This is a genomic window from Bifidobacterium lemurum (assembly GCF_014898175.1).
GTDB lineage: Bacteria > Actinomycetota > Actinomycetes > Actinomycetales > Bifidobacteriaceae > Bifidobacterium > Bifidobacterium lemurum.
Genome location: NZ_CP062948.1, coordinates 2221453 through 2244515 on the forward strand (window position 1 = coordinate 2221453; position 23063 = coordinate 2244515).

The window sequence follows — 23063 nt, forward strand, 5'->3', positions numbered from 1 at the left end:
GCTCCTTCGCTCCTTAATGGATGAAATCGATGCCCGACAGCGCCGCGTCAAGCTGCGTCTTGGTGAACGTGCGCACGGAGACCACGCCCAGGCCGACGGCGTTCGACTCGCTGATTTCGATGGAACCGTCCGAGTTCACCTTCTCCACCACGGCCACATGCCCGTAATAGCCGTCAGCGCCGAGTATTCCAGCCTGGAACACGATCACATCACCGACCTTGGCGGTCTTGTCCACGCTCATGCCGGCCGCTTTCGCCTGGTCGCGCCAATCCTTCGCGTTGCCCCAACCGGGGATAGGATTGCCGATCTGGGCGCGCCGCGACGCCACCCACCAAGTGCATTGACCCCACGGATACCGGGTGTCGCTGACGGTGCCGGTGGCCTCCATATCTGCCAGCAGATCGGTCTTCATCCGCAGCGCGGGGGAGAGCGTGCCGACGCTCATGCCGGCGGAACAACCGGAGGTGGAGAGCCGCCATCGCGTCGTCATTCCGTCGGGCTGCGACTGGTATACCGCGATCTCGTCACCGGTCTGGTCGCCGCTCTGAGCGCCGGTGATGCCGCCGGTCTCGTCATGCCGAGCGCCGATCCACTCGCCATCGCCAGCGTAGAACTCCACATGGCCGGACGATGAGACGATATCGCCTGCCTCCAGATCGGCCACGGAACCATCCCAATCGGCAGCCGTGAAACCGGCGGCCTGCAAGGGATCCCGCATCGAAGCCGTCGAGAACGGCAATAACGTATCTCCGACCTCAAACCCAGCCGCCCGCAACGCCGTCCACACGAACGAGGAGCAATCGTAATCCGGTCCGGTGCGATGGGTCTGCGAATAGCCATGCGTGTCATCCTCGGCGGTCTCGCGCGCCCAAGCCAGATAGGATTCCACCCGCGCGTCATCACAACCGGTCTCGGTGGAACCGGCGGCCGGAATGAACAGACTCACCAACACCACGACCACGATCGCGACCCCACCGCCGATCAAAAGCATCGGCAGCGACGCCATAGCCGTGGTGCCCGCGACAATCGCAGCCTTGACCTGGGTGACGGCAGCGGCCGTATACCGCGCCGCAGCGGCGGCGGTCCGCGCCACGGCGCGGCCGCCATTGGCGGCCGACTTTCCGGCCGTGCGACCGGCCGTGCGACCGGCCGTGCGACCGGCCGTGCGACCGCCGCGCCGGACCGTACCATGCCCGCCCATATGCGCGGCGGCGCGCCCGCCAGTCGGCCGGACACGCGTGGACGATGCCGAACCGGTTCCTTTGAACCTGATCCGGCTCGAAGCCTTCTCGCCCGAAGACGAAGATGCGGGGGCGTCGCCGGCCTTGGCCGGCGTGGCCTTCCCCGTCTTGGTCTTTCGTCGGGTCACGGCGGGTTTCGCGTGTTTTTGGGCGAAATCCGCCGCCGCGGCATCCACCTGGTCGGCGTCGGAAACACCCTGACGGGCATCCTCGGCGCGCGACATGGACACCAGCCCTTTGCCTCCGCTCAGGGCCTTGTGTCCGACGAAGCCCAAGCCACGCCCCGCCACAAGGGACACGCGCCGCGCCCTGCCTGCGAAATTCGCAATACGTGTCTTCGTGTGGAATTCCTTCGCGGTGGCGTGGGAGTGGTATTCGGACAACGGTCTCGCTTTGCGCATTCTTATTCCTCGCCGAACTTGGTGGAGAACAGGCGATACAGCCTGCTGGACGTGTCGATACGCCCGTCGAACGGGATGTATGATTCAGCGGACTTGAGCATGCCCTGGCCGGGCTGGACGCCGGTGAAGAACTCGCGCTGCTCATCGGACAGCTTCAGCAGCTCGCACAAGGCGGCCGCGTCGGTCGCGGTCTGGTTCATCAATAGCAGGAACGAACTGTTGGACAGCATCAGCCGCGCCTCGTCGTTCAGCAGCAACTCCTCGATGTTCTGCGTGATGCCGGTGACGCCCAATCCCCATTTGCGACCGCGTTTGTACAGGCGCAGGAAGTAGTCGGCCGCGAACGGATTCGAGAACAGCATGTGGAACTCGTCAACCCACAGCCATGTCCTTCGTCCCTGGGCGCGGTTGCGCACCACACGATTCCAGACTTGATCCAACACGACCATCATGCCGAACGTCTTCAACTCCGCGCCCAGGCCGGACACGTCGTAGACGACCATGCGATTGCGCACATCGACATCCGTGGGATGCGCGAAGGCGTTGAGGCTTCCGGCGGTGTAGATCTCCAACGCTTGGGCCGCCTCGTGCGCGCGTTCCTCGTCCAGGGACTCCAGCATGTCGCGCAGGTCGGCCAGGGTCGGCATCAGGAGGCGTTTGCCGTCGCGCAGGTCACGGTACAGCGTCATCAGGCATCGGTCGATCAGCGCGCGGGCCACCTTGTCCATCCCCTCATCGCCGCCGATCAGCGCGCCGATCATGTTCAACGCGGCCGCGCACTTGGAACGGATCGGGTCACCCTCGGAATCGTCCAGCAGTTCGATGTCCAAAGCGTTGATATGGGACGGGCTTGACTCGCCTATTTCGATGCGCTCACCGCCAAGCTGCATGCACAACGGAGTGAACTCGTGTTCGGGATCGATGACGACCAGATCATCGTCGGGACGGGTCAGAAAGATCTGCGTGATCTCGTTCTTCGCCGCCTGGCTCTTGCCGCTACCGGCCGTGCCAAGGATGAAGCCGTTGGCGTTCATGTTTTGTGCGCGATCATAGACGACCGCATTGCCGCTCCGCGCGTTCGTGCCGGCCATCACGCCACCCGCCTGGAACAGCTCCTGCGTGGTGAACGGCAATAGGATGGCCGCGCCGCTCGTCGTCAGGGTCCGCCGCATCGGCAGCGGGTTGACCCCGAGCGGCAGCACCGCGTTGAGAGCGTCGCCCTGCATGTAGGTGAGCGTGTCCGCGACGCACGATTGCGCGTCGATCACGGCGATCACATCACGCACCAGACGATCCAACCGCTCCTCGGTCTCGGCGCACACATCGATCACGACCAAAGAGGACACCAGACGCTCGCCCTGATGTTTGAGATCGTCGCGCATCTCGGCCGCCTCATCCATCGACTCGGACAAATCATGAGGCAGATAATCGTCCGGCTGATGCCTTTTCCTATTCTTCGACCGCTCGTCGGCCGCCTGCATCTCCATCTCCGCGATCTTGCGGTTCACCAGCTTCAACCCCTCGGCCTTGCCCTCGGGAGTCAGATGCACCGACACGGTGATATCCGCCTTGATATCGGTCAGATCCGCGATCAGCTGGTCGGACAGATAATCGGGAAAATCGCTCACATACAACACCTGATGCAGCATCGACACATCGCCGTCATCAATGGTCAGACGACGCTTGTCCCGCATATCCACCGCCCACGGACACGCGTAATCCTTCGTGCTCGCATGCCGCCGTGCGGCGAAATCATCCTCATCAAACGTGAAGCGGGTGCCCCGGCGCAGCAGCGAATGCAGCACGCGCAGCCGTTCCCGACGGTTCAGCTTCACAGCCTCGCAGCCATACAGGCTGCGCAGTTGCGATTGAACGGACAACGCCTGACGATTCAGCAAATTAATGGCCCGCTCGTGATCGGAATTGGACAGGCTGAACGTCAGGTATTTGTCCGTCACCGTGCTCTTTGACGAACCGGACAGCTGACGGCGCACGTTGCGGTTGAAATCCTCACGCAAATCATCATGCCCGTCACCGGCCGGAGCCATCGTGATCTGGGCGCTCACCCGCTCGGGATCGAGCGTGCGGGTCATGATCGTCTCCTCGACGCTCACCCCGTTGCCCACGGAATTAAGGATCTGACCCCAACGGTCCACGATATCCAACTGCTGATCCTGCGTCGCGATTGCGTAATTGATATCGCCAAGACGCAGCGACACACTCCAGACATCACCGCCGAGATACATCTGACCGCCCGGCAGGAGCGCGTCATAGGCCACAAGCTCCTTGACGGACCTGGGCGCGCCCTGACGGGATGCTTCTTTCTCTGACTTTTCCTTCTTACGCATGTCGCCTCCTTGATTGTGATTGGTGCTCATTAACTGATGGTTTGGCCGATGAGTGATGGCTGGCCGGACCGTCGCGAAACAGCAGATTCGACCCGAACTTGTGCCGCAGCACATAGACGGCGTATTTTTCAGGCATCAGACCTTTCGGCCTCCACCAGCCCCACGCCGCAAGAGGCGCGCACACCACGAACAACAAGGCCGCGCCCAAATTCGTCTGATGCAGGAGCCAGAAGAACACGAACGTCTCCCCGCCACCAACAACGAGCATCAACGCGCCGGCCAGCATCTGCCTCCAGCTCATGCCCCACTGGACCTTCGCCTCGACCCCGTGGATCTCCTTATAGACCCTCATCTGCAAAGCCATAAAACCTCCTCACTCGCCGGCCACCGCGCGGCTCACACGCTGGGAAAGCTGGATAACGAAGAACAACAGCACCGAAGCCATCAACAGTTGGGCGAAATGCCCGGTCACCCAACCGACCATGTCTCCCTCCGCAGCGGACAAACCAACAGCGTCCGCAACGATCGCCTGATAGATCGCCAGACAGATCAACAACGTGACCGCATTAATGCAGGTCCGCGCATACGCCTTGAAATAACCAATCGCGATTGGTTTGGTGTCGTCATGGATCAGCAATGCGAACGGCAGCGACTGGAAGGCCGTCAGCGCGTAGATCTCGATGAAGCGCACGTACATGACCACGGTCGCGATCACACTCGCCAACTGCGACAACAGGAACGGAATAAGCAGCAGAATCAGCAACGCCGCCTGGCCCATGACACCCGCATCCGATATCTGGTCACGCATCTGATCGCCAAGCTCATTGCCGGTCGCGGTGGTGTCGGCGCTCATCTGGTCCGAAACGCCGGTGACAAGCCAGCTGGAAATCGAATTGAAGGCCCGGAGGAACAGATCGGCGTTTTGAGCGGCCAAAAGCACCAATGCCACCTTGAACAACGTTCCGGCCACGATCTTCACTCCAAGTTCGCGATCGGACTCGATACGGGTCGAGTTACGAGAAAGCTCCAGAGTGAACATGATTGCGAGGATCACGCTCGTCAACGGCTTGACCACCACCGAATGCACGCTCAAAGCCAACTGATACAGCGTCGGATTCCATGAGTCCGGCGACGCGGTGAGCAGATTGGTCACGTTCGATCCCAGCCCACCGCCGCCGATCATGTTCAGCATGTTGACGCACCAGTCCTCAAGCACAATGATGCCCTACTAGCTAAGAGCGATGCTGGAGAACAAAGTGCCAGCGGCCAGAATCAGGCCGCCGCCGACAATCTGCCACATGCCGGATTTCATGTCGGGACCATTCTGGTCCTTGAGCGCGCCGCCGAACGACACCACGCCCCACACAAGCCACAGACCACCGCCGATCTGCACGAACCGCACGAACAATTCGAGCACCTGGTTAAGGAAATCCATCCCAACTCCTTGCATATCATCAGGGTCACGCCCGATGCGCGAACCTCATACAACAATGTTCAGGCCAAACCCGCGCGGTTTTGGGCGGACAATTACAAAACAGTCCCTCACAGCTATAAGGCCGTGAGGGACTTGTCATTTATCCGTCAAACCGTCGGATCAGCCCGCGTGACGCGCGGAGTGCGCGCGCTGGCGGCGGACCAGGATCAGGCTGACGCCCGCGCCCGCGATGGCGACGGCGGCGACGATCATGCCGCCGATGGCGACGCCGGTCGAAGCCAGGGGCTTGTCTCGGTAGCCGGACCAGTCGTCGGTGTTGGACGTGACCTGGGTGTCGGCGCACAGCTGCCTGCCGTCGATCTCGACCCTTTCGCCGGTGACGGTGAAGCCGGGATCGACCTCGTCGCCGAACGGGTCGGACGTGTCGGCCGCACATTCGACCAGCGGGGTGCCGGTGACGATCGCGCGGTCGGTGTGATTCGACCCCTCCGAGACGCCCTTGAGCGTGCCCCTGACATCGACGCTCTCACCCGGCTTGAGCACCAGATCATCCCAGCCGTCCGGGTAGACCAAGGAGTCCATATCGATCTGGGCGTCGCCCACGATCGTGGAATCACTCAAATCAAGGTCACTGGCCTTGAACCACGCGCCGTCGCCCGTGTCCGGATCGACACCGCTCGTGTTTGTGATGGTGAAGGTGATCTCCGTGGAGTCGCCGTCCATCTTGAGGGCCTGGTCGGTGGAGTCGCGGTCGCCGGTCTCGATGCCGCTGGCCGTGTCCCACTTCTCGATCGACAGGCTCGGGGTCATGTCGGGCGTGCGGGTCCACACGGTGTTGGACTCGCGCGGCTGGCCGTTGAGCGTTTCGGTCCACACGTTCTCGACCTTGTCCACGACGTTGAGGCGCTTGCACTGGATGTACAGGGTCCAGCCGGCCTCGTGCTCGTTGTCGGCGCTCACCAGATCCAGGTAGGCCTGGGTCGCGTTGACGGTCACCAGGCCGTTGTCGTCGGTCTCGACGGTGAACAGCGCGCCGCCGAACTTCGAGGAGTCGAAGTTGCTTCCGGCGATGCGTTCGCCCGCCTGGGCGATCACCTCACCGTCACGGTAGAGGTCGCGGCTGGCGTAGATGGCCCATTGGCCGGTGTACTCGTCGTTGGCGGTGTCGAGCTGGTCCGTGCCGCCCCAGTCCGTGATGACCGGGTAGGCGCGATCCGTGGGCAGAATCGAGCTGTCGAGCTTGTACAAAAACAGACGATCCTTGTAGACCGAGTGGCCGTTCACGCTGTCGCCGCCCACGCTCACGGTCACGTCCTTGGAGGGGTTGATCTCCTTCAGCGGATTGGTGACGGTGTTCGTCTCGACGCGCGTGTCGTTGGCGATCTGCGTGGCGGTGTTGGAGACCACGTAGCCGTCGGTGACCTTGATGACCGTCATCGGCAGGACCACGGTGTAGGTGTGGCCCAGCAGCGACTGGTCGATCGCGGGATCCGCGAGCGGGTCATAGTCCGCGTCGGTCAACTCGCTGTAGGCCTTGAGGTCCGTGGGCTGGGGGTCGCCCGGCACGGTCTCGCCCGTCGCGTCGATGTACGTGTCCACGAGCTTTGCGAAGGCATAGACCACGCCGTCCTGCACCTGGATGTTGAAATCGGCGGTGTGGTCCACACCGGACTCGTCCAGCACCTCGATGCCGGTCTCGTCCAGGCTCAGATACTCCTCGTCCCAGTCATCGACCATGCCCAAGCGCCACACCTTGTATGCGGCGTTGGAAAGGTCGGTGGCGTCGATGCTGACGCGGTAGTAGACCTTGTCGCCCAGGAGCGCGGTCTTGCCGTCGATGCTGATCGTCGGATCCTTCTGGGTGTCCTGCTTCTTCGGCGTGATGACCGGCGGGTTGTTCGTCACCTCGTTGGACTCGGTGACGCCGTTGTTGACCGTCAAAGCCGCCTTGTTGTCGATGGTCTTGTCGGTCGGGGCGTCGTCGTGCACCTTGGCCTCGAAGCGCAGCAGGAGGCGCGGATTCGAGCCGGCCTGCCAGTTCGCGGCCACCCAATCCTTGCTGAAGGTCACCACGAAGCTGTGAGCATCGTCATCCCACGAGACGGTGTAGCCGGTCTTCTTCGGAATCACCGAGCCGGTGTTGAGGTCCGTGATCTCAAGCGTCTGCTTGTTCGCGGTGGTGTACTCCGAATACGTGTCCGAGAGCTTCAACACAGTCACCTCGTAGGCCTGGTCGGCCGGGATCTGGGGATCGACCCTCACCGTGTACTCCACGGTCTGGCCGGGGAACACGACCTGCTCGTCGATGTCGGACTGGTCGCCGCCCTGGGAGGACTCGGCGATGACCTGCTTGTGGATCGGGGGCACGGTCACGCAGATCTTCGGGCTGTTGGTGTCCACGGTGGAGCCGCCCACGGTCTGGGAGCCGACATTGTCGAGATCCGCGCCGCTCGGGTCAACGCAGGTATTCAGCTCGTCACCCTGCTCCTTGCCGTAGCTTTCGAGCAGTTCGGTGGTGTCGAACTGCACGTCGAAGGTCACCAGCACGGTGATCTGCTTCGCAACCGCGAGATCCTTCTGTTCGGCCTCGTAGTCGTCGTGCGCGTTGACGGTCACCTTGGTACCATCCGTCGTGATGTCGAAGCGGTCGGTGACATCCGTGCCGGTCTTGTTGATGCCGTCGATGCTGGAGGTCTCCGAGGTGGAGGCGTCCTGCTCATAGACACGGATGTTGTCGGCGTCCAGATCGAGGATCGAATCGACGGCCGAATAGTCGTCCGAGAAGCTGATCTCGGGGACACGGCCCAAGCCGGTCGGCAGCGTGCCGTTGATGACCGCCGCCACTCGGTCGCCCAAGCGGAAGTAGTCGTTATCGGCACCAACCATGTCGCTCTTCGTCGGATCGGTCACCGTCACCCAGTCGCCGTCGGAGTCGAGCTTGACCCACGCCTTGTCCGGGTTCGGCGTCCACACGAACACGGGAGGTTCGTTGGTCTCGATGGTTTCGTTGTTCCAGGTCTCGGAGGCGACGTTCGTGAGCTGGATCTTCTTGCCCGCCGTCGCGCCGGCCTTGATGACGCCCTCAAGATAGAACTTCACCTCGGATTCCGAGGTCTTGAACATCGTCGCGGCGATGTAGGAGGCCTTCGCCGTGGCGGTAGCGGTCCTCGCGCCCTGATCGATCACGATGTCGAACTGATCGGTCACGTCCTCGCCGTCCACGAACACCTTGCCGGACTGCCAATCGATCCACTCGGTCGAACCCGTCAGATCATCCGTGATGGAATAGGAAGCGAGAGGATTGAGCAGGTGCGCGGGCAACGTGCCGTTGACCACGACCGCGATCTTGTCACCCACAAGGAACGTCTTCGTATCGACGCCCTCCTGGTTGGTGTGGTCTGGGTCGGCGGCCTCAAGCGCGCCTTCCTCGTCCAGAACCCACACCTTGTCGGGCTGAGGGGTGACCTTGCCCACCTCGTCGCTGTTGCCGGTCTGGCAATCGGCCAGCGAACCCATGCCATTGTCACCCGTCCAGCACGCGATCGAACCATCGGAGATGGTGTAGTCCGAACCGGTCGGCTTCGCGCTCTGAGGAATATTCAACGTGTAGACGCCGGAATGCGGGTTGGTGACGTGGGCCTTGACCACACGCTTGCCCTCCTGGCTGTCATCGATGCTGATGTCGGCGGCGACCACATTGCCGGAGGCGTCGGTCACGGTGACCTTGCTCAGATCATCCGCATCGATGCCGCCGATCACCACGTCCTTGGTCTCGATGGTGTCGTAAATCCAGAACTGCGACGAAGCAGAGGAATGCGCGCTGATGTGCGCGGTGTACAACGAGCCGGACACAATCGAATCATTATCGTCGGTCACGGTCTCGCCCGCAGCGTTCGTCAGAGTCTTGGTCGGCGGCTCGTTCGACGCGCTCCAGGACTCCTTTGCGTCCTGCTCGCCCGCATGGCTCGCAGCGGCGGCCATGTTGCCCTGCTTCGGCACATCGACATCGAACCAGAACGATCCCGCCGGCCACGATTCCCACGACGAATCCACATCACGATAACCGAAAGACACTTGGGTACTGCCGGTGTTCGACGCGGTGAAGCTCTTCGACGCGGTGCGTGTGGACCCGTCGACGCCACGCCAATGCAGCGTCGCGGTGCCGCTCACGTTCTCCACGGTGTTGGCCCCGCCGTTGGAAAGGCTGATCGTGTCCGACACATCACCGGTGTCACCGGCCTTAGTCGTCGTCCCCGACGCCTGCGTCGAAATGCTCAAATCATAGGACGGATCCGCAGGCTCGTACTGATTCAGGGCAATGACGACAAGGGAACCAGTTGATGCGCCGTTGACAAAGTCAGGTGCATATTGGTCTGCAATGATATCAACGCTCATGCCTGGCTGATCGGTAAAGATGTCACTCGTGCTGTACGATTTCCCATTGTTGTAGTAGGGGCCGCCCTGCACGGTCTGATTCCAAGCGTCCATCCAGATGCTATGAGATGCGCCAGCCACATATCCGAACTGGCGAGATGACGTGCCAATCGCTCCGACTGCCACGACACGACAGTTCGCTGTTTCTCCTGGATGGGCTTCATTGAAACGGGCGACACAATTAGAGTTCGCTTCGTTCAGGGCTTCGTTGATCCAAGCGTCGGCACTGCCTTCGATGCGAGTCCAGTCCATTTCGAGGGCTTTGCGCACACTGTTGGTGTCCGTAGCTGATCCGAATCCGCCGTCGTTATTGTCTTGATATCGCCATGACAGGAAAAAACCGCCACCGCCGGTCGGGATTCCTCCGCCTGCGTTGCCGCCGCCTCCTGATGCATAGGCTGTCGCGGTGCCTGCTGCCAGTCCGCCAGCCAGGACCGCAATGGATGCGATCGTAGCGCACGCCTTACGGCACTTGTTCAAAAAAGTCATATCAACCTTTTTCGCTAATTCCAGCCTCCTCGCTTCATCTGTACAGGACTGGCCGGAATCGAGATGAAACCGGCCGTCCCATACATGGTATGAGCGAAAAGGCGCGAGTCGTTTTTTCCCCGAAGGCGTCCCACGGGCGACCCGCAATATCCAGTCTCAGTGATAGGTCAGCTGTTTTTGGGCGGACATGTGCAAAAAATAATGCTCACGTCAAGGTGACATGAGCATTATTCGTTGAGTCAGCCGGCCACGTCAGGAGAGACGGTGCCGGTGCCTTGCCAGCCGGGAACTCTGGTGCTGGAACCACCACCGAAAGAACTTCCTGATGATGATCCGCTGCTCGAACTGGAACTGGATCCTCCGCTGGAGCCGGTACCGGTGTATCCGTAAGTGCCGGTACCGCCTGAATACGAATACGAGGGCGTGTAGGACTGTTGCGCTTGAGCGGCGGCCGCTGCTTCGGCGGCGGCTTGGGCGTCGGCCTCGCTCTTTGCCGTGACGGAATCGTTCACCGTCTGCATCGCGGCCTCCAGCTTCGCGCGCGACTCGTCGTATATGGTCGGATCGTCGCCGTCGATGGCGGATGCCTCGTCGATGGCCGTGGTCAACGATTCGCGGGTCGCATTGTCGGCCACGTTGCCGTCACTCGACGTGAGCAGCGCCCGCGCCTCATTGATTTTTGAATTGAGCGCGTCCTTCGCGGTCTGGAGCGTCTTCGTATCTCGTGAATCGGTGACGGACTTTATGACGGCGGTCAGACTCTTGGTATGCGTCCGATACCAGGTCGTCGCCTCGTCCATATCGTCGGTTGCGGCGGTCAGACCCGCCGTGTCTTCGGCCTCGCATTCCGCGTGGTCGGGAGCCTGTTCGTCCATCGCTTCGGTCAGTGCGTCCAGCGTGTCCGGGTCAGCCACCATGTCAGTGGTGATCGCGGCCGCGTCCGCCGCGTCGCCTTCCAGCAAAGCGGCATATGACTGTTTCGCCTCGCTCACGGTTTCGCTCGCGGTCGCACACGCGGTTTTGGCCGCGTCCAATCGTGCGTTCGACCACGCCAGCCATCCGATCGCGCCGCCGACGGCGAGGACGATGACCGCCACAATCACAGCGAACGCGATCATCCTTTTGCGCTTCCGCTTCGAGTGTTCCGATTTGTCCGCGTCAGCGTTGGCCAACGCCTCGGCCTCGGCTGTGACCTCATCAACCTGATCGTGCGCGATGAGGCCGGCGGTCATATCCTCAACCGTCGATTCGGGCCTATCGTTCGTGCTCTTGTTCGTGTTCTCCGACATGATTCACTCCTTATATATATGCACCTTATCCATATGGACGGAGATGCGGGCTTCGACTTCCTGATTTCTTGAAATAATGACCGCTGGATTTCAAGCATTCATTAATGACTGCCTGCGTCCTCTATGCGTGGATCTCATACCTGCTCCTTTCCGCTTCCGTTTCGGCCAAACCGATACTGGTCATATCGGCATCCTCGCGTCCCGCGCGCACCCCGTCATGGCTGACCGTCAACGCCGGGCACTGCATGGTTTTGAGATCATGGCCGGCCATATAGTCCGAGATGGCGTTGCGGTGGGAAAGCATGAGATCGCTGCCCACGGATTCCATATCTCGGCCGAGCGCGGCGAAACGGGCTTCGATGCGCTGGCAGAAACCGAGGTAGAAGCCGTTGCGGAACGGGGCTTCGGCGCAGCGCTCCCGAGCGTAACGTGCGGGAGACGCCCCCATGCGTTCCATAAGCGCCAAATGGGATGGAGACAGCTCCTTCTCGATGTTCGCCGCGATGCGCGCGCGTTCCCGGCTGAGCGCGATACGCCAATGCGCCGCACGGCGCAGCTCCATGCTCTGCCAGAGCAGCACGGACTTCTCGATGTTCCCGGGCGTCCCGACGAACGTGACGCTCGTGATCACATCGCGATGATTACGCGACGTGTAGGCCGAACAGAACGCATCGCATTGGTTCGCCTCCGCGATGATCTTCGCCAAAGCGGCCTTGTACCGATTGACCGGACTCGCATCGACCGGCACGCACTTCTCGCTGATCCGCTCCACCGGCTCACCGACATGCCGCAGACGCCACGACTCGATGGCATGCTCCTGCATCAGCTTCTGAGCGCGCTCGTAGGCCACTTCGGCCTCGCTGTCACTGCTGGCGGGATCCTCCGCCAAAGCAAGCAAACGACGCACGCGCTCCAGCATCCGCTCGAAACGATCATCACTCATGATCGCCTCCCAACCACTGTTCGAGGGCATCCACCAGGCATTCCTCCATACTCCTGCCTCGTGAGACGGCTTCGGTCTTAAACCGCATCTTGAGGTCGGACGGGACCCTGAGACTCAACATGACCTTGTCTCCATGCGACTGCTGGCCGGAGCCTCCGAAGGCGGCCCCGATGGACGCGCGGTCACGTCGCAAAGGCGAGTAATTGCCCTTCATCGCAACTCCTTATCAATCTCGGTGAGCAGGTCGCGGTACTCGTAGAGCTTGTCGCCGGGATTCGAGCCGAGTCCCTTCTTGATCTCCTGGCGGAAACGGATGACGGTCTCGAAACGGGGCGAGTCCGATTCCTCCAACGCGTCCATCGTGTCCCGGAAGGCGCGGGTGTTGCATTGCGCGCGCACGACCAGCACGGATGCCGGAGTGTTCTTCAACACCTCATCCAATGTCGCCCACGCCTGCTGCAAGTCCATCGGACTGTCCGATGTCGGCACGATCACGAAATCGACTGACCTCACCGCAGCCTCCAGCAACTTGCCCTGGGGAGGGCAATCGATGATGGACCACCGGCCGTCATCGACCGACGCCGAAGCGAGACGACGCATGGTGCTCAGATTCGCGGGCAGCACCTGATACGGCAGCGGGTCGCCCGCGTCGGCCGCTGCGTCCGCCCACAGACTCGCCGACGATTGCGGATCCGCGTCCCACACCTCGACAAGACCGCCCCGATGGGCGATCGTGGAAGCCAGATAAATCGCGGTCGTGGTCTTCGCCACACCGCCCTTCGCGTTCGCGATAGCGATTCTCATGTTCTCCTGCTTTCTTGAAAGTCTGAATGTCTGCATTCCTGCTTGCTTGATTGCCTGCTGTCAGTCGAACAGCGCGGATTGTCCGACGCCGGGGGAGACCCTGGGAAGCGTCTTGATCCGTGGCCGCGATGTTCTACGCCGCCGATTGGTCCGCTGCTCGTTCTCCTGACGGCGCGCCTGATCTTCGGCATGAGGATGCGAGGCGAGCCATCGCATCAGCAGCACGTATCGTTGCTTGGCCGGCAGGTCATTATCCTGCAAGGGCACGCCGGCCTTCTCGGCCAGATGCGCGATACGCTTGCGCGTCGTCCAGGACAATCCGCCCTTGAGTGTGGACCTTTCCCGCTGCACGATTGCCGAAGCCAGGCACTCGATGCGGACCGGGCACTCGCGGCAGACCATAGCGCCGAAGCGCATGGCCTCGCGCCGGGCCTGCTGATCCGCCTCGTCGTCCAATCCCCAAACCAAATCGGCCCAATTCGCCGGGAAGCCCTCGCATTCCGGCCGCCGGTTCCGACCACCCAACAGCGGAGCCGTCCGCACGAACCGCATGGTGTCATCAATCGTCTCGCTCATGACATCACCCCCACTCGTTCGCGCGCGCCGGCGAACATATGCCCACCGTTCAGCTTGCGTTGGCGGGCGAGTTCCGTCATGTCCCGCTCGTGTCGTTCGCGCTCCTCACGCAGCAGGTCGGCGAGACGGGCCACGATCGCCGCGTCGTCGTCGCCCGCGTCCAGCCATGCGAGGACCTGATCAGCGTGGGCGTGGCGTCGGGTCGAGTCAGGGTCGGCATCGACGGCGCGACCGCAGTCAAGCAGCCGGCGCACATGCACGCAGCCGGTGGCGTGGAGGTGCTGGGCGTCCGGCTCCTCGGCGGGCCTGACCGATGTGTGGCGTGCGACGGCGCGCTGCTCGATGGCACGGTCGTCCTCAAGCTCGTCCCACAATCGAGCCAATTGACGGCCGGTGCGGATCCGCCTGGCCCACCAATCACGGCCGATGGCCCATTCCAATGTGGCGACGATCAGGCCGAAAGCATCCAGCGGAGCGTGCAGGGCTTGCAAGCGACGGTGCAGGGCGAGGACGGCCTTGCGGTCGCGGCCGGTCGGCTCGGGCGTGGTCAGTCCCGCGTCGGCGCGGATACCGCGCAGCTTGCGCAGCAGGTCGTCGGCGACGACACCGGACTCGGCAAGACCACTGGTTGCGTCCGGTCCGTCCTCGATTTCGGCGAGGTATTCCTGCCATCCATCGTCATCATCACCGTCGGTCTCCCCGTCGGGGAGATGCCACGTAGTGGCAGAGGGGAGAGGTTTACTTGGAGGGTTAGCCTGTTGGGTTTCTTCCTTTATATACAGCACTGTACGTGGTGCAGAGCTGGCACTGTACGTGGTACAGGACTGGGTCTGTACCTCATGCAGTGCTGGAGTATGGGTGTCCTCCTCTTCTTTTTCCAGCACTGTACGTGGTGTAGAGCTGGGGAATGGCTTATTTTCGCGGTTCTCCGACTTTGCGTCGGGATCAAGCTCCCTGGCTTCGTCGTTATCGGGCAGTCGAGCAGCATCCGGGTCAGGCTGGACACTCATTGTGGTGGAATCGTACTCGCTGGCATGGGTGTTTTCGATCCATGCCAGGGTGGTCGGATCGGAGCCAACATTAAGGTCCCACACGACCTGACAGTACTGGGGCAGTCGGTCGCGTCCGCCTTTGCCGATGCGCGCGTATCGTTGGTCGCCTTTGCGGATGAATCCACGCTCCTGGAGGAGGCGTAGGCTTTTCCGCACGCTCGACTCGGAAAACTCAGTCACCTTCGCGATCGTGTCAATCTTGGGAAACGCGCCGGTCCCGTCGTCAGAGGCGCGGTCGGCCAGATAGATGAGTACGGCCTTGGCGGCCGCGTTGCCCACATGGCACTTGTACGCCCAGCTCAACGCAATATTGCTCATGATCGCCTCCTCTTGGCGGCAATCATGACGGAGGCACGCAACCGGTCCCGTTCGAGTGGCACACGAGGCAAAGGCATGCCAATCATTGTGGACACGTACAGATCCTGCGAGCCGTCCGACGGACTACGCAATATCAACAGTCGGTCGGCCCTCTTCAACGTCAGCGGTTTCACTTCGCCACCTCCGCTAGCTGCTTCTGCAAATCATCGACGCAATGCTCAAGCCGGTTCACACGGCTAAGATGCGCCTCGAACACATGCATCGGCACGAAACCATCATCGGAATGAGCCGGCAGCGGCTCGCCATCGTCCAGACGCATGTCGCAATCGGATTCGAGATCGGCGCTATCGCCGGCGCGAACCGATGTCATGATGTCGGGGTCCTGACGCCATCGGGCGATGCAGCGTTCGATGCGCTTGTAGCCGATAATCGAAGGATCCAAACCGGCATCACGGAAAATGGCGGTGGGATGATCGCCGAGGATATAACGACGCATGCAGTCAAGCTGGAAAGCGCGAGAATACCTGATTTTGGTGGCGGTCACCGATTCCACAGCCGACAGCCTCCGCAGGTACCGCAGCTGCCGCGCATCGAATTCTTTCCTGCTCATTGACGGTCCTCCTCGTCTTCATGACGAAAAACAGCGCGGTCGATTTCATCGCCCCTCTTCGCTGATTGACATAAGGCGAGATTGAAAAGCTGGCCGATGACGATGATCGTGACCCCTGTTAAAATCCAAACCATCTCACGCCTCCACCGGATGCGACGACACCACGCGGGGTTCGCGATGCGTCATGGCCTCGAACTCCTCATCCGAGGGCAGCAACAGCACCTGGACGAAAGCCAGGACGGTAGCGGCAGCCAGCCACCAGAACGATTCGGACAGACAGATCGTAAGACACACGATCAAAGCGGGAACCGTGAACGCGACGCACTTCGTTTTCATCGCCGACCTCCGTTCGCTGGATGCGAGAACATGCAGGCCGCCCGATCGGGGAACGCATCGCGACCATGGCGAGAAAAAACAATTGTCCGCCCAAAACGGAAAACAGTGCTTTTAAAATGGAAAACAGCAGATAGCGCAGGACAAGCGCATGGGCGGTTGGTAAAGTCGAACATGTGTGATGACACTCCTTCGCAATGCAGAGCCGTAAAGGTCATCGAATCTGGCAGGATGGGAGACCTCAAGGCTCGGATTGTTATTACACAGCCGGTTCCGGTGCTCCAACACCGGGCCGGCATTCTTATTAATAGGTAAACAGAGGAATTCGTTAGTGGTTGGTCAGGCACCTCTCAATCTCGTTATGTGAGGCCGAAGCCAACACCCGTTCAACATCATCGGCATCGACCTCCTGGATGAAGTCGTATGTCAAACCCAGTTCCTTACGCAGCAGCACGTAATCGCGGTTCTGCCACTCGACGCGACGATTGACCTTGTCGCAGACAGTGGAAGTCGCCTGACCAAGCAACGCAGCCAGCTCACGATAGGAGGTGCCTGTTGTAAGACACCACCTCTTCATGGGGGACAGGGGCGATTTACTTTGCGTTTGTAAAGTCATACCTGACAGAATAGCATTCGATTTGACCGAACGCAAATTGAATGAGTACTATTGCATCATTCTTCTTGACAAACGGAATGAGGCGCGATGAGTACTCCATATGAACTGCTGCTGCAAACAGACGAAAACGATGACTCATATTTGGATCTGGTCATTGCTTACAACGCTTCCTTGTTTCTAGGTGGGAAGCCTAAAAGCTCACTAGGGGAGCCGTTAAAACTGACTCGTCAGTCCATACAGGGCAAGATGTCTGGGGTAATTCCGTGGCGGGCAATCGATATACAACGACTAGCCAATTACTTTGGCACTACTCCAGCTGCGATGGTGGATGACGGCACGTTTAAGAGGATGAGGGAACTTAGAAGTCATGAAGATGCATCTTTGGTTGCATCCAGCACGGTGAGGTTTCTTGTCGAGCCGACTGATCCGCAGGATGATGGACGACGGAAGCGTGGAATCAAAAACGTCCGGCCACGATGCTTCGTGATGCCGGACGATTGGGTGGTGCCCCCGGTGGGACTCGAACCCACACTGCGCAGATTTTGAGGCTGCTTCCTCTACCAATTGGGATACAGGGGCGTATCACACGAATGGAAAGCATACACCATATCGCCGGATGACAAAACCGGAGGCGCCGTCACGCGCGTCGCGAATCGCTTGATTGAAAGCCGCGCGGGTCCCACGGCCACGAACTACAATGGAGCGCAGGTATGCGAGCCAGAAGGAGGCAACATGAGTAACGATACCTATCGCAGATTCGATCCGTGGCGTCCGTCGCCGGTCAAGGAGATTTCGCGCAAGCAGATCATCGAGACCCATTATTTCGACGTGGACCATGTCACCTACGAATCCAATCAGATAGGCTCCTTCGAGCGTTATTTCATCCGCGAGAACAACGGCGAGACCGTGGCGGTGATCGCGCTGACGGAGGAGGGGATGATTCCGCTGGTGGAGCAGTACCGTCTCGCGAACCACCGCTGGACTTTGGAGATCCCCGCCGGACACGCCAATCTGCCCAGCGAGCGTCCGATGGAGGTCGCCGCGCGCAAACTGGCGGAGGAGGCCGGATACGAGGCCGGCAAACTCACGCAGTTCGCCCGCTTTATGAACACGCCCGGCTATTCCACGCAGCATACGTCGGTGTTCTTCGCAACCGACCTCAAGCCGGTGTCCCGCACGCAGATCGGCCCGGAGACGCCCCGCTCGGACGTGCGTCTGGTCAGCATCGACGACGCCTACCAGATGGCGATCAACGGCACCATCGTCGACGCCAAGTCCGTGGTCGCGATCATGAGGCTGAAGCTGGGCATCATCGACCATCTGGACGACTAATCCGACTTCGTGCGCGACACAGCGGCGGCGAGTACAGCACAGTTGGTATCATCATGCAAGTACTGATTTGGAAAGGGTAAGGTATGACTGCAAGGAAGAAGTCTGACGAAGCGGATATGGCGCTGGACGAGGTGCTCACAAGCGAGGAGCTTCAGGAGGCCGCCCGTCAGGACAGCGAACCCGCCGTCGTCTCCGGCAGCGGCGCTCATACCGTGGTCGTGGCCGAAGACGAGGCCGTGAACCGTATGGATCTGGTCGCCATGCTCGAGGACAACGGCTATGAGGTCGTCGGACAAGCCGCCAACGGTGAGGAGGCCGTCGAGCTGACGCGCAAATTCCGCCCGGATGTGGTCTGCATGGATGTGAAGATGCCCCGTATGGACGGCATCGCCGCGGCCGGCGTGATCTGCGACGAGAACATCGCCCCCGTGGTGATGCTGACCGCCTTCTCCCAGACCGATCTGGTGAAGAAGGCCACCGGCGCCGGCGCCATGGCCTATGTGACCAAGCCGTATGAGGAATCCAAGCTGCTTCCCGCCATGGAGGTCGCCATCGGCCGTTTCGCCGAGATCAACGACCTGCTCGACAACGTCGAACGTGGCGAGCGTCAGCTCAGGAAGCCGAGCAGCAGCTGCGCGAGGTCGAAGAGAAGCTCAAGAAGGCCGAGGACACGCTGGAGGAGCGCAAGCTCGTCGACCGCGCCAAGGGCCTGCTGATGGACAAGGCCGACTTCTCCGAGCAGGGTGCCTTCCGCTGGATCCAGAAGACCTCCATGGACCAGCGCATCCCGAAGAAGCGTCTCGCCCAGGCCATCATCGCCAAGTACGGCGATCCCAAGCCGGCAGACGAGGATGAGCGCTGATTTGACGATCCCCGACGGCGAATACCGGGGCACGCTGCTTGTCGTAGACGGCCACTCCCTGGCGTTCCGCGCCTTCTACGGTCTGCCGGCGGAGAATTTCACCACCGACGCGGGCCAACCGACCAATGCGGTGTGGGGTTTCGCAACCATGCTCTCCCAGGTGGTCGAGGCCGAGAAGCCCGACCACCTGGCCGTCGCCTTCGATGTGAAGGGCGGCACATTCCGCAACGACATGCTGCCCCAATACAAGGGCACGCGTGAGGCAGCTCCTGAGGAGCTGCTCAGTCAGCTTCCGCTGATCCAACGCATGCTCACCGCGTTGGGCGTCACCTACATCGAGTGTCCCGGTTATGAGGGCGACGATGTGATCGGCACGCTGGCCACCATGGGCGAACGATCCGGATACCGCACTTTGGTGCTTTCCGGAGACCGCGACGCCTTCCAGCTGGTCGACGAGCACATCACCGTGCTGTATCCCGGTCATCATTTCAAAGACCTCAAGCGCATGACGCCTGAGGCCGTGATGGAGAAGTACAAGGTCGCGCCGCAACAGTATCCCGATCTGGCGGCGTTGCGCGGCGAAACCGCCGACAACATCCCCGGGGTGCCGGGCGTGGGCGACGGGTTCGCGGCCAAATGGATCAACCAGTACGGCTCGCTGGATGAGATCGTCGCGCACGCCGACGAAATCGGCGGCAAGAAAGGCGAGGCCCTGCGCGGCCACATCGACCAAGTGCTGCTCAACCGCAAGGTGAACGCGCTGGTGCGGGACATCGATCTGGGACTGACCATCGATGACCTGTCTTTCGGTTCCGTCGACGCCGGTCAGGTGGAATCGCTGTTCAAGGAGATGCAGTTCGGCGTCCGCACCAAGAACAAGGTGCTGAGAACCTTCAACGGGGGAGTCGTCCCGAACCACGCCTCCGCCGCCGCAGCCGAACCCGACGACGCTCCGAAGCTGCCGCAGGGCACGCGCGTGTCCACGGCCGCGGAATTCGACGCATGGGCAAGCGCCCGCGGCGTCGACGCGACGGCTCCGGTCGGCCCCGAAGCCGTCGAATCCGTGGATATCGCCCGTCTGGGAATTCCTGACCTGTCCGCCCGCTGCAATGGCGCGCTGGAGAACTCATGGACGCTGTACGTCGAGGGCACGTCGAAACCCGGCGATGTCACGGCCGAAACATTGCTGCTGATGCGCGGCGACCAGGCCGCGATCATCGACCTGCCGTGCGATGGCGAGCTGCGCGTCCATATCCAGAACCTGCTCGACGCGGCGCATGCCTCCACGGTGGTGCACGGCTTCAAAGAGCAGCTGCACCTGCTGCATGCCGCGGGACTGAACCTTCGCGACCCGCTGATGGACACCAAGCTGGCCGGATACCTCATCGTTCCCGACTTCCACGCCGACACGCTGGAACACGCCGCCGCGCGCTTCCTCGACATCACCGTGGAACGGCACGAGGAGGCCACACAAGGCGAGTTGGACTTCGGAGACGATCCCGGCACGGACGAGTCCCGCTCCGACGACCGTCTGCTCACCCACCTCGCGCTGGTGCGCGATCTGGCGGCGACCCTGGCCCCGCGTCTGGACGAGCGCGAGCAGTATGGACTGATGGAGGCGTTGGAGATCCCCGTCTCCCGGGTTCTGCAGCGTATGGAGGAACTCGGCGCCACCGTGGACATCGCCAGACTGACCGGCATGCACGAGCAGTTCTCGGCCGAAGCGAACCAGGCGCAGGAGATCGCCTGGGACTGCGCCGGTACGCGGGTGAATCTGCAAAGCCCCAAACAGCTGGCGAAGGTGCTGTATGAGGATCTGGAACTCAAACCCACCAAACGCACCAAATCCGGCTCGTACACGACCAACGCGGCCGTGCTGCAGGAACTGTACGTCAAATCCGCAAGCGAAGGCAACGAGCGGGCCAGCGGATTCCTCGGCGCGCTGCTGCGGCATCGCGAAACCAACAAGCTCAAGCAGATCGTCGCCACGCTGATCGACGCGACGAACCGCAGGGACGGACGCATCCACACCACCTTCGAACAGACCGTGGCCGCGACGGGCCGGTTGAGCTCCGTGGACCCGAACCTGCAGAACATCCCCAACCGCAACGCCGCAGGCCGTGAGATCCGCTCCGCCTTCGTGCCCGGCGAAGGTTACGAATCGCTGATGAGCTGCGACTATTCGCAGGTCGAGCTGCGCATCATGGCGCATCTTTCCGGCGACGAGGCGCTGATCGAGGCGTTCAGATCCGGCGCGGACTTCCACAAGTACGTGGCCAGCCTCGTCTACGCGGTGCCGATGGAGTCGATCACCGCCGACCAGCGCAGCCACGTGAAGGCGATGAGCTACGGTCTGGCGTACGGTCTGAGCACCTACGGCCTCTCCCAGCAGCTGCACATCCGTCCCAGCGAGGCGGACGTGCTGAAGGAGAAGTATTTCGCGACCTTCGGCAAAGTGCACGACTATCTGGAATCCCTGGTGGAGACCGCACGCGACAAAGGCTATACGGAGACGATGTTCGGCCGCAGGCGCTATTTCCCCGCGCTGACCGCCCTGAACCGCACCGCCCGCGAGGCCGCGGAGCGCGCAGCCCTGAACGCGCCCATCCAAGGCTCCGCCGCGGACATCATGAAAATCGCGATGATCCGCGCCGACCACGCCTTGCATGAGCATGGCCTCGCCAGCCGCGTCATCCTGCAGATCCACGACGAACTCGTGGTGGAGATCGCCCCCGGGGAAAGCGAACAGGTCTCCCGCCTGATCAGCGAAGCCATGGAACACGCTGTGGAGCTGGCGGTGCCGTTGGACGTTTCGACGGGCGTCGGCGCCGACTGGCAGCTCGCCGCGCACTGACGATCGTCGCCTATGGCGGACGAGCCTAAGGATGGGCCCGCCTGTCACAGGCGACATACGCACACTCGAGAAGGAGGACATATGCCGAATCTCAAGCAAGTCGTCGACGTGCTGGAAACGCTCTACCCATTGCGCTACGCCGAGGAGTGGGACGAGCCCGGCCTGATCGTGGGCGATCTGACACGCGAGGTGCGTCGCGTCGCGTTCGCTGCCGACCCCACCTGGGCCATCGTCGAACAGGCCGTCGACTGGCGGGCCGACCTGCTGATCACCCATCACCCGCTGTTCTTCCGCTCTGTGCATGAGGTGTCGGGACTGGGATTCCGCGGCGAAATCGTGCGCACGCTGAACACCAACGGCTGCGCGCTGTGGGTGGGGCACACCAACGCCGACGCCGCCCATCGCGGCGTGGGACAGGCGGCCGCCGACCTGTTCGGTCTGGTCGACCAGCGTCCGCTGACGCCCATCGACGATCCCTCATCCGAGCATCCCGTCGGATTGGGACGCATAGGCCGTCTGCCTGAAACCATGCGATTGCGCGACTTCGCGCAACGGGTGTTCGACGCGCTGCCCATGCGCACCGCCTACGGCATCCAGATCTGCGGTGATGACGACGCGCCAGTGAACACCGTGGCCGTGCTGCCCGGCTCCGGAGACTCGCTGTTCGACGAGGTGCGCGCTTCGGGCGTGGACGTGTACGTGACCAGCGACCTTCGCCACCATCCGGTCACCGACGCCATCGAACAGGCGCGCTACGAGGCCCGCATGCGAGGGCGGGGCATCGCCTTGGGACAGGGCGACGAGGGCGACGTGCAGGTGCGCCCGATGTTCATCAACACCCCGCACGCGGCCATCGAATCGATGTGGTTCCATTACGCGATCGAAGACGTGCCCGCCGCCGTCGCACGGGCGACGGGGGAGCGGGTCGAAACCAACTGGCTGCGGGACAACACCGACCCGTGGACCCGCGTCATCACCGCCGGCGAGACGCGCTGAGCACGACCGGAAAGAGACGACCATGACGCTACGGACGAACGGCGACCACCATAACGAAACGCCATCCCGCATCGCCATGCCAAGCGGCCGCGACGGGGCTGCGGAATCGGAGCGGACGGCCGATGAAGGA

Annotated in this window: 18 protein-coding genes, 1 tRNA gene and 1 pseudogene; 4 read left to right on the plus strand and 16 right to left on the minus strand. The window is 61.8% G+C overall.

All coding sequences use genetic code 11. From position 1 onward, the window contains the following. Positions 1–13: 13 nt before the first annotated feature. The 16 genes from BL8807_RS12020 to BL8807_RS08660 all read right to left on the minus strand — a co-directional run bounded on the left by BL8807_RS12020 (position 14) and on the right by BL8807_RS08660 (position 17468). The gene (locus tag BL8807_RS12020; RefSeq protein ID WP_072724088.1) at positions 14–1642 is read right to left on the minus strand and encodes a CHAP domain-containing protein; all 1629 of its coding nucleotides are present in this window, start codon (positions 1640–1642) and stop codon (positions 14–16) included. A gap of 2 nt (positions 1643–1644) precedes the next feature. Then, positions 1645–3990 carry a VirB4-like conjugal transfer ATPase, CD1110 family gene (locus BL8807_RS08590; protein ID WP_094636093.1) on the minus strand — a complete coding sequence of 782 codons (2346 nt, stop codon included), beginning with the start codon at positions 3988–3990 and terminating at the stop codon, positions 1645–1647. Continuing rightward, on the minus strand, positions 3983–4354 hold the full coding sequence (locus BL8807_RS08595) for a PrgI family protein (protein WP_072724092.1): 372 nt from the start codon (positions 4352–4354) through the stop codon (positions 3983–3985). Before BL8807_RS08595 ends, BL8807_RS08590 begins: the two co-directional genes overlap by 8 nt. Before the next feature lie 9 nt (positions 4355–4363). After that, entirely contained in the window at positions 4364–5182 is an 819-nt protein-coding gene (locus tag BL8807_RS08600) for a VirB6/TrbL-like conjugal transfer protein, CD1112 family (protein WP_072724093.1), read from the minus strand. 36 nt (positions 5183–5218) lie between these two features. Then, on the minus strand, positions 5219–5425 hold the full coding sequence (locus BL8807_RS08605) for a hypothetical protein (protein WP_072724095.1): 207 nt from the start codon (positions 5423–5425) through the stop codon (positions 5219–5221). A gap of 159 nt (positions 5426–5584) precedes the next feature. Continuing rightward, positions 5585–10348 carry an LPXTG cell wall anchor domain-containing protein gene (locus BL8807_RS08610; protein ID WP_072724097.1) on the minus strand — a complete coding sequence of 1588 codons (4764 nt, stop codon included), beginning with the start codon at positions 10346–10348 and terminating at the stop codon, positions 5585–5587. A gap of 239 nt (positions 10349–10587) precedes the next feature. Further along, positions 10588–11637 carry a hypothetical protein gene (locus tag BL8807_RS08615; RefSeq protein ID WP_072724099.1) on the minus strand — a complete coding sequence of 350 codons (1050 nt, stop codon included), beginning with the start codon at positions 11635–11637 and terminating at the stop codon, positions 10588–10590. Between the two features lie 121 nt (positions 11638–11758). Further along, positions 11759–12580: a DUF2786 domain-containing protein gene (locus BL8807_RS08620; RefSeq protein WP_072724101.1), complete on the minus strand. Its 822-nt coding sequence runs from the start codon at positions 12578–12580 to the stop codon at positions 11759–11761. Then, positions 12573–12794 (minus strand): hypothetical protein, encoded by a 222-nt coding sequence (locus BL8807_RS08625; protein WP_072724103.1) that lies wholly within the window; start codon positions 12792–12794, stop codon positions 12573–12575. The genes BL8807_RS08620 and BL8807_RS08625 overlap by 8 nt, the downstream gene beginning before the upstream one ends. Continuing rightward, complete coding sequence (locus tag BL8807_RS08630) at positions 12791–13384, minus strand: ParA family protein (protein ID WP_072724106.1); 594 nt, start codon at positions 13382–13384, stop codon at positions 12791–12793. Before BL8807_RS08630 ends, BL8807_RS08625 begins: the two co-directional genes overlap by 4 nt. 60 nt (positions 13385–13444) lie before the next feature. Continuing rightward, a complete protein-coding gene (locus tag BL8807_RS08635) occupies positions 13445–13960 on the minus strand; it encodes a WhiB family transcriptional regulator (RefSeq protein WP_083570119.1) in 516 nt (171 codons plus the stop codon). Then, positions 13957–15330, minus strand: a complete 1374-nt coding sequence (locus BL8807_RS08640; protein WP_072724108.1) for a helix-turn-helix domain-containing protein — start codon at positions 15328–15330, stop codon at positions 13957–13959. Before BL8807_RS08640 ends, BL8807_RS08635 begins: the two co-directional genes overlap by 4 nt. A 169-nt stretch (positions 15331–15499) precedes the next feature. Then, positions 15500–15940: a hypothetical protein gene (locus tag BL8807_RS12025; RefSeq protein WP_072724111.1), complete on the minus strand. Its 441-nt coding sequence runs from the start codon at positions 15938–15940 to the stop codon at positions 15500–15502. Positions 15941–16075: 135 nt separating this feature from the next. Then, entirely contained in the window at positions 16076–16276 is a 201-nt protein-coding gene (locus BL8807_RS08650; RefSeq protein ID WP_072724113.1) for a hypothetical protein, read from the minus strand. Positions 16277–16601: 325 nt separating this feature from the next. Then, complete coding sequence (locus BL8807_RS08655; RefSeq protein ID WP_072724115.1) at positions 16602–16889, minus strand: hypothetical protein; 288 nt, start codon at positions 16887–16889, stop codon at positions 16602–16604. Positions 16890–17391: 502 nt separating this feature from the next. Continuing rightward, positions 17392–17468 (minus strand) — tRNA-Leu (locus BL8807_RS08660). Positions 17469–17621: 153 nt separating this feature from the next. On the opposite strand from BL8807_RS08660, the gene BL8807_RS08665 reads away from it, so the two are divergent. The 4 genes and pseudogenes from BL8807_RS08665 to BL8807_RS08680 all read left to right on the plus strand — a co-directional run bounded on the left by BL8807_RS08665 (position 17622) and on the right by BL8807_RS08680 (position 22933). Continuing rightward, on the plus strand, positions 17622–18221 hold the full coding sequence (locus tag BL8807_RS08665) for an NUDIX domain-containing protein (protein WP_072724117.1): 600 nt from the start codon (positions 17622–17624) through the stop codon (positions 18219–18221). 83 nt (positions 18222–18304) lie between these two features. Then, positions 18305–19083, plus strand: a pseudogene (locus BL8807_RS08670) (ANTAR domain-containing response regulator). After that, a complete protein-coding gene (gene polA, locus BL8807_RS08675) occupies positions 19073–21937 on the plus strand; it encodes a DNA polymerase I (RefSeq protein ID WP_072724121.1) in 2865 nt (954 codons plus the stop codon). The pseudogene BL8807_RS08670 and the gene polA overlap by 11 nt, the downstream one beginning before the upstream one ends. 81 nt (positions 21938–22018) lie before the next feature. Beyond that, positions 22019–22933 carry a Nif3-like dinuclear metal center hexameric protein gene (locus tag BL8807_RS08680; RefSeq protein WP_072724124.1) on the plus strand — a complete coding sequence of 305 codons (915 nt, stop codon included), beginning with the start codon at positions 22019–22021 and terminating at the stop codon, positions 22931–22933. Positions 22934–23063: the final 130 nt, after the last annotated feature.